This window comes from Luedemannella helvata, from assembly GCF_039528415.1.
GTDB classification, from domain to species: Bacteria; Actinomycetota; Actinomycetes; order Mycobacteriales; family Micromonosporaceae; genus Luedemannella; species Luedemannella helvata.
Genome location: NZ_BAAALS010000001.1, coordinates 159,725 through 173,449, shown reverse-complemented (window position 1 = coordinate 173,449; position 13,725 = coordinate 159,725). Strand labels below are relative to the sequence as shown.

Sequence of the window (13,725 nt, the reverse complement as noted above, 5' to 3'; positions counted from 1 at the left end):
TCCGGGCCTGTGCCCCATGCGCCTCCGCCCGCCGCACCGCACGCCATCTGCCGGCATCACGTCGCGCAGGCACTCAGAACGACACCGCATCGATCAGGGAGTAGTCCGTGTCCGAGGTAAAGATCAGCGCCGAGCCCCGCACCGAGTTCGGCAAGGGTGGTGCCCGTCGTACCCGCCGTGCCGGCCTGGTGCCCGCCGTGCTGTACGGCCACGGCTCGGCCCCCAGGCACATCGCGCTGCCCGCCCGCGAGTTCGCGGCCGCCATCCGCCACGGCGGCATGAACCAGGTGTTCAGCGTCGACCTGACCGACGGCGGTCCGGTGCTGGCGCTGCCTAAGGCGATTCAGCGCGACCCGATCAGGGACACGTTCGAGCACGTGGACCTCATCATCGTCCAGCGCGGCGAGAAGGTCACCGTCGACGTCCCGGTGCAGCTGATCGGCGAGGCCGCCCGGGGCACCCTGGTCGTGACCGAGCACGACACCCTCTCGATCAACGCCGAGGCGCTGCACCTGCCGGAGCACCTCGAGGTCTCCATCGAGGGCTTGGAGGCCGGCTCGCACGTGACCGCCGGTGACGTGACGCTGCCGTCCGGCGTGTCCCTCGCGGGCGACGCTGAGACGATCCTCGCGGTGATCAGTGTCGCGCCGACCGCCGAGCAGCTTGAGGGTGAGGGTGCCGGCGAGGCCGCGCCGGAGGCCGCCGAGGCCGCCGAGGCCGAGGCCACCGAGACCGCCGAGGCCACGGCCGAGGCCTGAGTCGGCGACAGCCACCCAACGTAAGGCGTCCCCGGTGCCCCGCACGGAGCATCGGGGACGCATCGTCTCCAGCGAGGAATGACGAAGATGAGCGACGGCGCGCAGTGGCTCGTGGTGGGCCTCGGCAACCCGGGCCGCGAGTACCAGCACAACCGCCACAACGTCGGCTTCATGGTCGCGGACCTGCTGGCGTCGCGGATCGGCGCCCGGTTCAGCCGGCACCGCCGCGCGGTCGCCGACGCGGCCGAGGGGCGGCTGGGTGTGGGTGTGGACGCGCCCCGGCTGGTGCTCGCCAAGCCGCTGACGTACATGAACCTGTCGGGCGGCCCGGTGGCGTCGTTGGCGCAGTTCTACAAGGTGCCGCCCGCACAGATCATCGCCATCCACGATGAGCTCGACATCGCCTTCGGCCAGGTGCGCTGCAAGCTCGGCGGCGGCGAGGGCGGCCACAACGGGTTGCGGTCCATGAGCAAGTCGCTGTCCACTAAGGACTACCTAAGGGTACGGTTCGGCATCTCGCGCCCGCCCGGCCGCCAGGACCCGGCCGACTATGTTCTGTCGGACTTTTCGGCGGCAGAGCGCAAGGAGCTGGACTTTCTCGTCGACCGCGCCGCCGACGTGACCGAGTCGTTGATCACGCGCGGGCTGGAGTGGACCCAGAACGCATACCACGCGAGCGAGCGGTAACCCGCGTCATCGTCGTCCGTTACACCCTTCGTCATATCTTGTCGGCTTTGTCTGGCTGACATCGTGATCGCAAGGGGGCGTGGTGGCGGAGAGCCGGCGCAGCCCGATACCTTCAGTCGGCCCGCGTACGCCCGCTCCCCGCGCGTACTCACGAGGGAAGAGTGACGGATGCGCGGAGATCGACCACCCCGCGACGGAGCCGCGGGGACGGGGTCGGGCCAAGCGGTGGGAGACCCGCTACGCACGGCAGTTGTTGATCGCTGACGCGGTGATGGGCCTCGGCGCGGGGCTGATCGCTTTCTACGCGCGGTTCGGCACCGAGGTCACTGAATACAACCGCGTCTATCTCTGGCTGTCTGCGATGCTGCCGCTCGCCTGCATCATCGCCCTCGCCGCCAACCGGGCCTACGAGCGGCGCTTCCTGTTCGTGGGCACGGAGGAGTACCAGCGGGTGCTGCGCGCGGGCCTCGCGCTGACCGCGGCCGTCGCCCTGACCTCGTACGCACTGGACGTGCGGCTGTCGCGCGGTTACCTCATCGTGGCGCTGCCGTCGGCCACGGTCGCGAGCATCGCGGCCCGTTTCGCCGTGCGCCGCCTGCTGCACCGGGCCCGGGCGAACGGGGAGTACCTGCGCCGCGTCGTCGCCGTCGGGCATCCGCAGGCGGTCGCGGACCTGACCCGCCAGTTGCGTCGGGAGCGGTACCACGGCCTGGACGTGGTCGGCGGGTGCCTGCCACCGGGCGTACGCGGCGGCCTGGAGTCCGTGGACCTGCCCGTGGTCGGCACGTTCGACGACATCCAGGACGCCGTCGAGGCGACCGCCGCGGACACGGTCATCGTGCTGTCCTGCCCGGAGCTGGACGGGCGGGCGCTGCGCCGGCTGGCGTGGCAGTTGGAGGACGACGACGCCGACCTGATCCTCGCCAGCGCGCTCATCGACGTGGCGGGGGCGCGCACCACGATCCGCCCGGTGGACGGCCTGCCGTTGCTGCATGTCGACCACCCGCGCCTGGCGGGCGCCGGCCGGGTCGTGAAAGCCGTCTTCGACCTGGTCGGGGCCGCCGTGTTGATCTGCTTCTTCGCCCCGCTGCTGGTGCTCGTCGCGGTCGCCGTGAAGGTCGGTTCGCCCGGGCCGGTGATCTTCCGGCAGGTGCGCGTCGGCAAGAAGGGCCGCGAGTTCGCGATGTTCAAGTTCCGCACCATGTCGCCCGACGCGGACGCGTGCCTGGCGCAGCTGCGCGCGTGCAACGACTCCGACGGGGTGCTGTTCAAGATGCGGGACGATCCACGGGTGACTAGGGTGGGACGCTGGCTGCGCCGGTACTCCGTGGACGAACTGCCGCAGTTGTTCAACGTACTGCTCGGCCAGATGTCGTTGGTCGGGCCGCGGCCGCCGCTGCCGAGCGAGGTCGCCGCCTACCCCGACGACCTGCGGCGGCGACTCGCCGTCAAACCGGGTATGACTGGACTGTGGCAGGTGAGCGGCCGCTCCGACCTGCCGTGGGAGGAGGCGGTCCGCCTTGACCTGCGTTACGTGGAGAACTGGACGCTGACGATGGACCTGGCCATTCTGCTGCGCACCGTGAGTGCCGTGCTGCGCTCCTCGGGGGCCTACTGATGAACACGAAGGTGTCACCGCCGGCCACGGACGCCGGCTTCGCCCGTTGGCTGGCCGACCAGGTGGCCGCCGATCTGATGCGGCTGCGCGCCGAGGCCGACTTCGCGGATCCGGCGGTGCTGCGCAAGACCGCGGACGCCCGGGCGCACGACCTGATCGTGACGTTGCTCACCCGCTGGCGGCCCGGCGACGCGGTCCTGTCCGAGGAGGGCGTACGTGACGACGCGCGGCGGCTGCGGGCGTCCCGGGTCTGGATCGTCGACCCGCTGGACGGCACCCGGGAGTTTGGCGAGCCCGGCCGTACGGACTGGGCGGTGCACATCGCGCTGTGGCAGGCCGGCGCGCTCGTCGCCGGCGCGGTGGCGATGCCGGCCCGCGGCCTGACCCTGAGCACGGAACAGCCGCCCAGCTATCCCGAAATATGGGACGGGAATCCGGGTCGTCCGCTGCGGGTCGCGACGAGCCGCACCCGGCCGCCGGCACTGCTCGACCGGTTCGCCCAGGCGTGGGAAGGGACCGTGGAGCCTGTGCCGATGGGATCGGCCGGCGTGAAAGTCTGCGCGGTGATCTCTGGTGCCGTGGACGCGTACATCCACGCGGGAGGCCAGTACGAATGGGACTCCGCGGCGCCGGTGGCTGTGGCGACGGCCACGGGCCTGTACGCTTCCAGGGTTGATGGATCTGCGCTGGAATATAACCAGCCGGATCCATCCCTGCCAGACCTGCTGGTGTGCCGGAAGGATCTTGCGCCCCGGATCCTCGCGGCGCTCGACGCCGCGAGGGCGCATCGGTCGACGTAGATATCGAAGGAATTGAAACATGGGTGCCGCCTCGTACAAGGTCTCCCACCTGGATGCTCTCGAAGCGGAGAGCATCTTTGTCATGCGTGAGGTGGCCGCCGAGTTCGAGCGCCCTGTGCTGCTCTTTTCCGGTGGCAAGGACTCCATCGTCATGCTGCGGCTGGCCGAGAAGGCGTTCTGGCCCGCCCCCATCCCGTTCCCGGTGATGCACGTGGACACCGGCCACAACTTCGCCGAGGTTCTCGAATACCGGGACCGGCGGGTGGCCGAGCTGGGCCTGCAACTGATCGTGGCGAGCGTCCCGGACGCCATCAGGCGCGGCCTCGTGCGCGAGCCGGCCGACGGCACCCGCAACCGCATCCAGACCCCCGTCCTGCTGGAGGCCGTCGAGCAGCACCGCTTCGACGCGCTGTTCGGCGGCGCCCGCCGCGACGAGGAGAAGGCCCGCGCCAAGGAGCGGGTGTTCAGCTTCCGCGACGAGTTCGGCCAGTGGGATCCGCGCAACCAGCGCCCGGAGCTGTGGTCGCTCTACAACGCCCGCATCGACTCCGGCGAGTCCATCCGCGTCTTCCCGCTGTCCAACTGGACCGAGCTGGACATCTGGCACTACATCGCCCGCGAGCACATCGGCCTGCCCGCCATCTACTTCGCCCACGAGCGCGAGGTCATCGACCGCGACGGCATGCTCTACGGGGTGCACGAGCACCTTCCGCTGCGCAACGGGGAAGAGCCGTTCGTCGAGACCGTGCGCTACCGCACGGTCGGCGACGCGAGTTGTACGGCCGCCGTGAAGTCCGACGCCGACACCATCGAGAAGGTGATCGCCGAGGTGGCCGCGACGCGGATCACCGAGCGCGGCGCCACCCGGGGCGACGACCGGGTGAGCGAGGCCGCCATGGAGGACCGCAAGCGGGAGGGCTACTTCTGATGGTCGACGACGTCCGGCTCATGGAGCGCACCGAGCGGGGCCGCGCCGCCGATCTGCTCCGCTTCGCCACCGCGGGCAGCGTGGACGACGGCAAGTCCACGCTGATCGGCCGCCTGCTCTACGACAGCAAGGCCATCTTCGAGGACCAGCTGGCCGCCGTGGAGACGGTCTCGGCCGCGCGCGGCGACGAGTACACGAACCTGGCCCTGCTGACCGACGGCCTGCGCGCCGAGCGCGAGCAGGGCATCACGATCGACGTGGCGTACCGGTACTTCGCCACGCCCCGGCGCAAGTTCATCATCGCCGACACTCCGGGCCACATCCAGTACACGCGCAACATGGTCACCGGCGCCTCGACCGCCGACCTGGCGCTCGTGCTGGTCGACGCCCGCAAGGGCATCGTCGAGCAGTCGCGCCGGCACGCGTTCCTGTGCTCGCTGCTGCGGGTGCCGCACCTGGTGCTGTGCGTCAACAAGATGGACCTGGTCGACTGGTCCGAGGACGTCTTCGAGGCCATCGCCGAGGAGTTCACGGACTTCGCCGCGAAGCTCGACGTGCCCGACCTGACGATCATCCCGATCTCGGCGCTGCACGGCGACAACGTCGTGACGCGGTCGCAGAAGATGCCGTGGTACGAGGGCCCGTCGCTGCTGCACCACCTGGAGCACGTGCACATCGCCTCCGACCGCAACCTGGTTGACGTGCGCTTCCCCGTGCAGTACGTGATCCGTCCACAGTCGACGAGATACCCGGACTACCGGGGCTACGCCGGCCAGGTGGCCTCGGGCGTCATGAAGCCGGGCGACGAGGTCATGGTGCTGCCGAGCGGGTTCACCACGCGCATCGCCGGCATCGACACCGCCGACGGGCCGGTCGACGAGGCGTACCCGCCGATGTCGGTGACCGTGCGGCTGGCCGACGAGCTCGACGTCTCGCGCGGCGACCTGATCTGCCGGGTGCACAACGCGCCCAAGCCCGCCCAGGACATCGACGCGCTCATCTGCTGGATGGACGAGGCGGCCGTGCTGGAGCCCCGGCGCAAGCTCGCCGTCAAGCACACCACCCGCTCGGCGCGCGTGGTGGTCAAGGAGTTGCAGTACCGGCTGGACGTCAACACGCTGCACCGCGACGAGAGCGCCGAGGCGCTGAAGCTCAACGAGATCGGCCGCGTCCGGCTGCGCACGACCCTGCCGCTGCTCGCGGACGAGTACCGCCGCAACCGCACCACGGGCGGCTTCATCCTCATCGACGAGCAGACGAACCGCACGGTGGCCGCCGGCATGATCATCGACGCGGGCTGACGCCGGGGTCAGCAGGCGCGGCGGTAGAACTCCCACGCGTCCGCCACGATGTCGCGCAGGTCCGTGCGGGCCGGGTTCCAGCCCAGCTCCGCGCGGGCCCGCTCCGACGACGCCACCTGGGCGACGATGTCGCCCGGCCGGCGCGGGGCGATCTCCACCGGCACCGGGGCGCCGGTCACCTCGCGGACCGCCTCGACCACCTGCCGGTTCGAGTACCCGTTGCCGTTGCCCAGGTTGTAGACGCGGTGCTCGCCCGGCTTCACGGACTCCAACGCCAGCAGGTGCGCGCTCGCCAGGTCGGTCACGTGGATGTAGTCGCGCACGCAGGTGCCGTCCGGGGTGGGGTAGTCGTCGCCGTACAACGGCAGCTTCTCCCGCTCGCCCGCCGCGACCTGCAGCACGATCGGGATCAGGTGCGTCTCCGGGTCGTGGCGCTCGCCGTACGCCGTGCCGTCCGGGCGCAGCAGCGCGCCGGAGGCGTTGAAGTAGCGCAGCGACACCGCGCCCAGCCCGTGCGCGGCCGCCTCGCCGGCCAGGGCGTAGTCGACCGCCAGCTTGCTCGCCGCGTACGGGTTCAGCGGCCCGACCGGCGCGTCCTCCGCGATCGGCAGCGCGTCCAGGTCGCCGTGCACCGTGCCGGTCGACGAGAAGATCAGGCGTGGCACGCCGGCCGCCCGCATCGCCGACAGCAGGCTCAGCGTGCCCACGACGTTGTTGTCCCAGTACCGCTCCGGCTGGCGAACGCTCTCGCCCACCGAGATGAACGCCGCGAAGTGCAGCACGCCGTCGAACCCGGCCTCGGGGGTGAGCAGCTCGGCCGCCCTGTCCTGCACCCGGCCGCGCACGAACGTCGCGCCGGACGGGACCGCCTCGGCGTACCCGGTGGACAGGTCGTCGAGGACGACGACCTCGTGACCGGCGTCGAGCAGTAGCGCCGTGACGACGCTGCCGATGTAGCCGGCACCGCCGGTGACGAGCAACTTCACGCCAACACCTTCCCTCGTGCCTCTGGGCACAACCTTATGCCGGGTCGCGACTTGCTGTGATCCGGCGCGGGCGGTCGCCGCCGCAGGCGCGTACCTCTAGAATTCCGACATGCACGAATCCGCGCCGCCCGGCGGTGACCCGGACCATAGAACCGGCCGGCTACGCAGGGCGCTGGCCCGCGTGCTGGTCCGCGGCGCGGACGCCGCCACCCGGTGGGTCACCCACCTGCTCGGCGAGAGCGCCACCGCCGGCCGGGAACGCATCTCCCAGGCCGAGTTGCGCGACCTGGTCGCCGCGAACACCTCGATCGACCCGGAGGGCCGGCGCCTCATCGACGAGGTCCTCGCGGTCGGCGCCCGGCACGTGCGGGAGCTGATGGTGCCGCGCACCGAGGTCGTCTTCCTGGACCGGGGCATGACCATCGCCGACGCGGTGCGCGTCGTCCGCGACGCGTCGCACTCCCGCTTCCCGGTCGTCGACGGCTCCCGCGACGATGTGATCGGTTTCGTGCACCTGCGTGATCTGCTCATCCGCCCCGAGGAGGAGTGGGCCGTCACCGTCGGGGCGCTGGCCCGCGAGGTGAAGCGGCTGCCGGCCGCCATGCGCGTGCTCACCGCCCTGTCGCAGATGCGCCGCGAGGGCAGCCACCTGGCCGTCGTCGTCGACGAGTACGGCGGGACGGCCGGGGTGGTCACCCTGGAGGACCTGCTTGAGGAGTTCGTCGGGGAGATTCACGACGAGTACGACGAGGTGCCGCTGCCCGCGGCCGGCCCGGGTGAGATCGACGCGCGGCTCAACCTGTCGGACTTCGCGGAGTCCGCCGGGCTGACCCTGCCGCCCGGCCCGTACGAGACCGTGGGCGGGTTCATCATGGCGGCGCTCGGCCGGCTCCCCGAGGCGGGCGACGTCGTCGACGTGCCGGCGGGCCGGCTGGTCGTGACGGCGATGGAGGGCCGGCGGGTCGCCCGCGTCTCGATCGCCGCGCGCCCCGCCGAGCAGGCGCCGGTCGAGACCGCGCCGGCCGCGAGTGTGCCGGTGGCCCGGGTCGGCACCGCCACCCAGCCGGCCGACGAGCTGATCCCGGCCGTCAGCGGATCGTGAGCCGCTGCCAGAGGATCCCGTCCATGCTGCGCGCGACCGTGCCGCTGCGGTCCAGGTCGTAGGCGATCCAGCCGACGTCCGTGCGCCGGATGGCCCGCACGTACGGCACGTCGTCGGGGGCGGCGACGAAGCGGGTGCCCGAGGGGAAGCTCATCGACAGCCCGGCGGACGCCACGACGATCCGGCCGTCGAGCAGCGGCACGGCGTCGCCCGTGAGCGCCGGCAGGCCGTAGCCCGCGAACGGCGCGAACGTGTGACCGCCGTCGGTGGACCGGTGGATCGCCATGATCTGCGTGGCACCGTGGATCGACCCGACGTTCGCCTTCCCGGACACGACCGTCACGTACGTGCGACTGCCGACGAAGGTCACCTTCGGCCACGCCTCGGGCGCCGTCTCGACGGTCGGGAATTCCACGGTCGCCCAGGTGACGCCCGCGTCACGGCTCGCCGCCACCGCCGGGCGGCCCTTGCTGCTGCGCCCGCCCACCCACCAGACGCCCCCGACGGCCTCGGCGTTGGCGACCCAGCACACCCCGATGGGCGGCTGGTTCGCGAGCTGGGCGCGGGTGCCGTTCGGGAAGAAGGCGTCCACGCGGGAGCCGGGACAGTCCGGACCGCCGGACATATCGGCGTCGAGCACCAGCTTGCCGCCGTCCGGGATCGAGCGCACCTCCGGCGGGTCGAGGGGCCGCTGACTCGGCTGCCAGGTCCGGCCCGCGTCCGGGCTGAACCACGTGCCGAACCCGGTCACGACGAGCGACGAGCCGCCCAGCGGCACGATGTTGAGCAGGATGTCGTGCCCGGTGGTCGCCTGGGTGGCGGGCAGCGAGCGCGCCTCCCACGTGCGGCCGCCGTTCTCCGTGTACTGCATCGTGTACTGGCACGAACTCTTGGCGTCCGCACCGCATTGCGCGAGGACGGCGTACCCGACGTTCGGGTCGACGAACTCCACGTCGACGGGTTCGCCGGGCAGGTCCGTCGACACGGCACCCGCGAACCGCAGGTCGTCGCCGTTCCACTCGTCCCGGTCGGGCGGCATGGCGGTCGTCGTCGGCCGTACGGTCACGGGCGGGCCGCCGGACGGCCCGGCGGGGGTGGGCAGCGCCTGGGTCCCGGCGGCGCCCAGAAAGCCCCACAACGTGAGCGCCAGGGTGGCCCCGGCCGCGGCGGTCGACGCCGCGATGGCGCGCCGGCGCCGGCGCAGCGTGTCGGCGCGGGCGGTGACCCGGTCCAGGTCCGGGCCGTCGATATCGTCGAGGAGGTCGGCGCGCGTGGACCGCAGCAGGCGGTCGAGATCGTCAGGCACGGAACGCCTCCGTGGCGGTGGCGGCCATGGCGGAGACCTGGCGGGGCAGGGGAGCGGCGGGTCGCGGCACGACCGGCCGCGACACGGCGGCGCGGGCGGCGGCCGGGGCTGCGGCGCGGGGAGCCGGGACGCGGGCCGGGGCGTCCGCCGTCTCGGCCCGGTACCCGTCGAGCTGCGTGGCGAGCGCCCCGCGGGCCCGCGACAGCCGCGACTTCACCGTTCCCACCGGAATGTCGAGCAGCTGGGCGACCGACTCGACCGGCAGATCGGCCAGGTAGTGCAGCACGACCACCTCCCGGTACGGGCGCGGCAGCTGGGCGAGCGCGGCCCGCAGGTCGGCCCGGTCGGGCTGGGGCGCCTCCGCGACCATCGCCTGCACCGGCCGGTCACGCAGCAGGATCGTGTCCAGCAGCCGGCGGCGCCGGTACCGCCGCCGCACCACGTTGATCGCGACCGTGCGCAGCCAGGCCTCGGGGTTCTCCACGTCGTCGAGCCCTTTCGGGCGGGCCAGGGCGCGGGCGAACGCCTCCTGCACCACGTCCTGCGCCTCGGTGAGGTCGGTCGTGAACGCGAACAGCTGCAGCACGAGCCGTCGGTACGAGCCACGGTAGAGGTCGGTCAGCGCGTCCGCTGCCCCCGCGCGGACAGCCTCACCGGCGTCCAGGTCGTCCCCCGCACCCAGGTTCACGATCGTGTGCTCCTTCGGCTAGGCGCGTATGCATCGTCGCGTATCGAAGGGCCGAGCCGTCGCGCCGGTGGACGGTTCCTGTCGACGGCGACAGTTACCAGACCGAGACAATCGACCGGCCCGTCCGGTGGGGTCGAAGGACGGGCTGTCAGAATGGCGGACATGTCCGCGCCTGTCGACCGTCCCCGCGTGCTCTCCGGCATCCAGCCCACCGCCGACTCGTTCCACCTGGGCAACTACCTCGGCGCACTGCGCAACTGGGTGCAACTTCAGGAGACCCACGACGCGTACTACATGGTGGTGGACCTGCACGCGATCACCGCAGGGCACGACCCCGCCGTCCTGCGCCAGCGCACCCGGGTCAGCGCCGCGCAGCTGCTCGCGCTCGGTCTCGACCCGGAGCAGTGCACCCTGTTCGTGCAGTCGCAGGTGCCCGAGCACGCGCAGCTCGCCTGGGTGCTGGGCTGCATCACGGGCTTCGGCGAGGCCAGCCGGATGACCCAGTTCAAGGACAAGTCCCTGAAGCAAGGTGCGGAGCGCGCCTCGGTCGGCCTGTTCACCTACCCGATCCTGCAGGCCGCTGACATCCTGCTCTACCAGGCCAACCTGGTGCCGGTCGGCGAGGACCAGCGCCAGCACCTGGAGCTCACCCGCGACCTGGCGCAGCGGTTCGCCTCGCAGTTCGGCCCGGCATTCACCCTGCCGGAGCCGTACATCCTCAAGGGCACCGCAAAGATCACCGATCTGCAGGACCCCACCGCCAAGATGTCGAAGTCGGCCTCGACGCCGGCCGGCATCATCGAGCTGCTCGACCCCCCGAACGTGTCCGCGAAGAAGATTCGCTCGGCCGTCACCGACACCGGTCGGGAGATCATCTACGCCCCCGCCGAAAAGCCCGGCATCTCGAACCTGTTGACGATCTACTCCGCGCTCAGTGGCCGTACGATGGAGGACCTGGTCGCGGCGTACGACGGCAAGGGGTACGGCGACCTGAAGAAGGACCTCGCCGAGGTCGTGGCCGAGTTCGTCGCGCCCATCCAGGAGGCGACGCGCGGCTACCTCGCCGACCCGGCCCAGCTCGACAAGCAGCTGGCCATCGGCGCGGAGAAGGCGCGGGCCGTGGCGGCACAGACGCTGCGCACGGTGTACGAGCGGGTTGGCTTTCTCGCCGGTGTTACCCGCTGAGGCACAACGTGGGGGACACCGTGGTCCGCACCATCGGGGTGGCGTTCGGCATTCCGGCGCCCTGGGGACCTGAGCTCGACCGGTTCCGCGCCGCCTCGGGCGACCCCCTGGCGGGCAACATGCCCGCGCACGTGACGCTGCTCGGGCCCACCGAGCTGGGCGCGGCCACCCTCGACGAGACGGAGCGGCATCTGGCCGCGGTCGCCCGGGCCCACCCGCCGTTCCGGCTGCGGCTGCAGGGCACCGGCACGTTCCGGCCGGTGACGCAGGTGGTCTTCGTCGCGATCGCCGACGGCGCGGCCGAGTGCGCCCGGCTCGCCGACGACGTCCGGTCCGGGCCGCTCGACCGCGAGCTGGCCTACCCGTACCACCCCCATGTGACCGTTGCCCACGACGTGCCGCCCCTGGCCCTCGACACCGTCTACGCGGACCTCGCCGCCTTCGAGGCGGAGTTCGAGGTCGCGAGCTTCACCCTCTACGAACACACGGCCGAGGGCCGGTGGCGGCCGGAACGGCATTTCGCGCTCACCGGGCCCTGACCCGTGAACGTCATCGACCGGGCGTATGCCAGGTACCAGGCTTCGGTCGCCTGGACGCGGCGGCACTCGGCGGTGTTCGATCACCTGTGGCGGGCGCGGGAACGGTACAACGAGGTCCTCGGCGGGCGGCTGGCGGCCGCGATCTCCTACTACGGCTTCTTCGCCGCCTTCTCGCTGGGCCTGCTCGCCTACGCCATCCTGGGGTACGTGCTGGCGAGCGACCATGCCTTCGTCACGCAGGTCAACGGCTTCCTCAGCGCGAACCTGCCGTGGATCAACTCGGTGGCGCTGTCGACCCGGCGCGGCGCGCTGACCCTGATCGGTCTGGTATCGCTCGTCCTCGCCGGGGTCGGCTGGGTGGAGTCGCTGCGCAGCTCCCAGCGGGCCGTCTGGCGGCTCGAGCAGCACCCCGGCAACTACGTCGTCCGCCGGCTGCTGGACCTGGTCATCCTGGTCGCGCTCGGCCTGTTGCTGCTGCTGTCCGTGTGGCTGACCTGGGCCGTCGGGCGCCTGCTGGCGTGGGCGGTCGGCCCGGACTACGGCCGCTTCGGCGGCGGCGTGCTGCACTGGTCGCCGCCGGTGGTGGAGTTCATCATCAATATCGTGCTCGCGGCGGCGCTGCTCGCCGGCGTGCCGCGCCTGGCCATGAGCCCGCGTCGCCTGCTGCCCCCGGCCGTCCTGCTGGGCACGGGCATCCAGATCCTCAACGCCCTCGTGCGCCTGGTGGTCGTCCGTACCGAGCACAACCCGGCCTACGCCCTGGTCACCGGCGCGGTCGGCCTGCTGGTCTACCTGTACTTCCTGAATCAGCTGATCATCTTCGCCTCGGCCGTCGCCGCGACGGGCACGCACGGCCGGGTCGTGGACCTGGCGGCGCAGGCCTCCGCCGACCCGCCCGCCGACCCTGCGTCGATCCGGCCACCGGACACGCCATGATGGGCCGGTACACCGAGCACAGCCGATAGGAAAGGCGGGCACTGTGGGTGCCATTGTCACATTGGAGCTGCCGGACGACTCGCCGGTGCTGGCGCTCCCCTGGATCATCACGTTCGGCCCGCTCGACGAGGACGAGGACTGGGAGCCGGTCGTGTGCGGCCCGTACGAGCGGGCGCACGCGCTGTCGCTGGCCGAGACGGTCGTCGCGGACGAGGAGCTGATGGCGGTGGTCGAGCCGGTGCTGCCGCACACCTCGGTCGAGCAGATCCAGGCTGAGATCGCCTCCGCCCAGCTGCTGGCCCAGGAGGCGGAGGACGAGGCGGTCGAGGACGAGGAGATCGAGGCCTTCCTCGACGACCACGACCACGAGGAGGACGAGTACGACGAAGGCGAGGAGGTCGAGGCGACCGCGCCGCCGACCCCGGAGGAGATCCGTGCCGGCTTCGCCCGCATCGCCGCGAAGCTGACCTCCGCCTAACCCCTCTTCCGCAACAGAACCGACGGCCCGTAGCCGCGCGGTGCCCACACAAGGGCGCCGTCCGGCCACGGGCCGTCGCCATCTCCCGCACTGGCTCTGCTTACTTATGCGCATCACCGCGCCTGCGTGCGTGGGGGCGATCAGATGGGCGGAGACGCGCATCTGCGCCGCCAAAGTCGTGCCTTTGGTGGCCCGGCAACGCCACTCGCTCGCCAAAGTCGTGCCTTTGGCGACTGGGATGCGCGGGTCGCTCGCCATAGTCGTGCCTTTGGCGGTGTAGGGGGTCGGAGCGCTCGCCATTGTCGTGACTTTGGCGGCTGGATGGGCGGGCCCGCTCGCCATAGTCGTGCCTTTGGCGACTGGGATGCGCGGGTCGCTCGCCATAGTCGTGCCTTTGGCGGTGTAGGGGGTCG

General features: G+C 71.6%; 14 protein-coding genes. 11 read left to right on the top strand and 3 right to left on the bottom strand.

Translation table 11 applies throughout. The features are described from left to right. The first annotated feature begins 107 nt into the window (after positions 1 to 107). The 6 genes from ABD191_RS00820 to ABD191_RS00795 all read left to right on the top strand — a co-directional run bounded on the left by ABD191_RS00820 (position 108) and on the right by ABD191_RS00795 (position 6,092). On the top strand, positions 108 to 758 hold the full coding sequence (locus ABD191_RS00820; RefSeq protein WP_344075610.1) for a 50S ribosomal protein L25/general stress protein Ctc: 651 nt from the start codon (positions 108 to 110) through the stop codon (positions 756 to 758). 87 nt (positions 759 to 845) lie between these two features. Then, a complete protein-coding gene (gene pth / locus ABD191_RS00815; RefSeq protein ID WP_344075608.1) occupies positions 846 to 1,445 on the top strand; it encodes an aminoacyl-tRNA hydrolase in 600 nt (199 codons plus the stop codon). A 250-nt stretch (positions 1,446 to 1,695) separates the two neighbouring features. Then, positions 1,696 to 3,063 carry a sugar transferase gene (locus ABD191_RS00810; RefSeq protein WP_344075606.1) on the top strand — a complete coding sequence of 456 codons (1,368 nt, stop codon included), beginning with the start codon at positions 1,696 to 1,698 and terminating at the stop codon, positions 3,061 to 3,063. Beyond that, on the top strand, positions 3,063 to 3,863 hold the full coding sequence (locus ABD191_RS00805) for an inositol monophosphatase family protein (protein WP_344075604.1): 801 nt from the start codon (positions 3,063 to 3,065) through the stop codon (positions 3,861 to 3,863). The genes ABD191_RS00810 and ABD191_RS00805 overlap by 1 nt, the downstream gene beginning before the upstream one ends. A 19-nt stretch (positions 3,864 to 3,882) precedes the next feature. Beyond that, positions 3,883 to 4,791, top strand: coding sequence for a sulfate adenylyltransferase subunit CysD (gene cysD, locus ABD191_RS00800; protein WP_344075602.1), 909 nt, complete (start codon positions 3,883 to 3,885; stop codon positions 4,789 to 4,791). Continuing rightward, entirely contained in the window at positions 4,791 to 6,092 is a 1,302-nt protein-coding gene (locus ABD191_RS00795) for a sulfate adenylyltransferase subunit 1 (protein ID WP_344075600.1), read from the top strand. The genes cysD and ABD191_RS00795 overlap by 1 nt, the downstream gene beginning before the upstream one ends. Positions 6,093 to 6,100: 8 nt before the next feature. On the opposite strand, the gene galE is transcribed toward ABD191_RS00795, so the two are convergent. Then, entirely contained in the window at positions 6,101 to 7,078 is a 978-nt protein-coding gene (gene galE / locus ABD191_RS00790; RefSeq protein WP_344075598.1) for a UDP-glucose 4-epimerase GalE, read from the bottom strand. A gap of 109 nt (positions 7,079 to 7,187) precedes the next feature. Between galE and ABD191_RS00785 the strand changes: the two genes are divergently transcribed. Then, a complete protein-coding gene (locus tag ABD191_RS00785) occupies positions 7,188 to 8,180 on the top strand; it encodes a hemolysin family protein (RefSeq protein ID WP_344075596.1) in 993 nt (330 codons plus the stop codon). Here the strand turns inward: ABD191_RS00785 and ABD191_RS00780 are convergent. Both ABD191_RS00780 and ABD191_RS00775 read right to left on the bottom strand, forming a co-directional pair. Then, the gene (locus tag ABD191_RS00780) at positions 8,167 to 9,486 is read right to left on the bottom strand and encodes a beta propeller repeat protein (RefSeq protein WP_344075594.1); all 1,320 of its coding nucleotides are present in this window, start codon (positions 9,484 to 9,486) and stop codon (positions 8,167 to 8,169) included. The genes ABD191_RS00785 and ABD191_RS00780 overlap by 14 nt on opposite strands. After that, positions 9,479 to 10,174, bottom strand: a complete 696-nt coding sequence (locus ABD191_RS00775; RefSeq protein WP_344075592.1) for an RNA polymerase sigma factor — start codon at positions 10,172 to 10,174, stop codon at positions 9,479 to 9,481. The genes ABD191_RS00780 and ABD191_RS00775 overlap by 8 nt, the downstream gene beginning before the upstream one ends. Before the next feature lie 162 nt (positions 10,175 to 10,336). Between ABD191_RS00775 and trpS the strand changes: the two genes are divergently transcribed. From trpS to ABD191_RS00755, 4 genes are read left to right on the top strand one after another with little or no spacing between them, the layout of a single operon-like run. After that, positions 10,337 to 11,359: a tryptophan--tRNA ligase gene (gene trpS / locus ABD191_RS00770; protein WP_425560616.1), complete on the top strand. Its 1,023-nt coding sequence runs from the start codon at positions 10,337 to 10,339 to the stop codon at positions 11,357 to 11,359. 8 nt (positions 11,360 to 11,367) lie between these two features. Beyond that, positions 11,368 to 11,898, top strand: a complete 531-nt coding sequence (locus ABD191_RS00765; RefSeq protein WP_344075588.1) for a 2'-5' RNA ligase family protein — start codon at positions 11,368 to 11,370, stop codon at positions 11,896 to 11,898. A gap of 3 nt (positions 11,899 to 11,901) precedes the next feature. Then, entirely contained in the window at positions 11,902 to 12,834 is a 933-nt protein-coding gene (locus ABD191_RS00760; RefSeq protein ID WP_344075585.1) for a YihY/virulence factor BrkB family protein, read from the top strand. 43 nt (positions 12,835 to 12,877) lie between these two features. Continuing rightward, a complete protein-coding gene (locus tag ABD191_RS00755; protein ID WP_344075584.1) occupies positions 12,878 to 13,312 on the top strand; it encodes a hypothetical protein in 435 nt (144 codons plus the stop codon). The last annotated feature ends 413 nt before the right edge of the window (positions 13,313 to 13,725 follow it).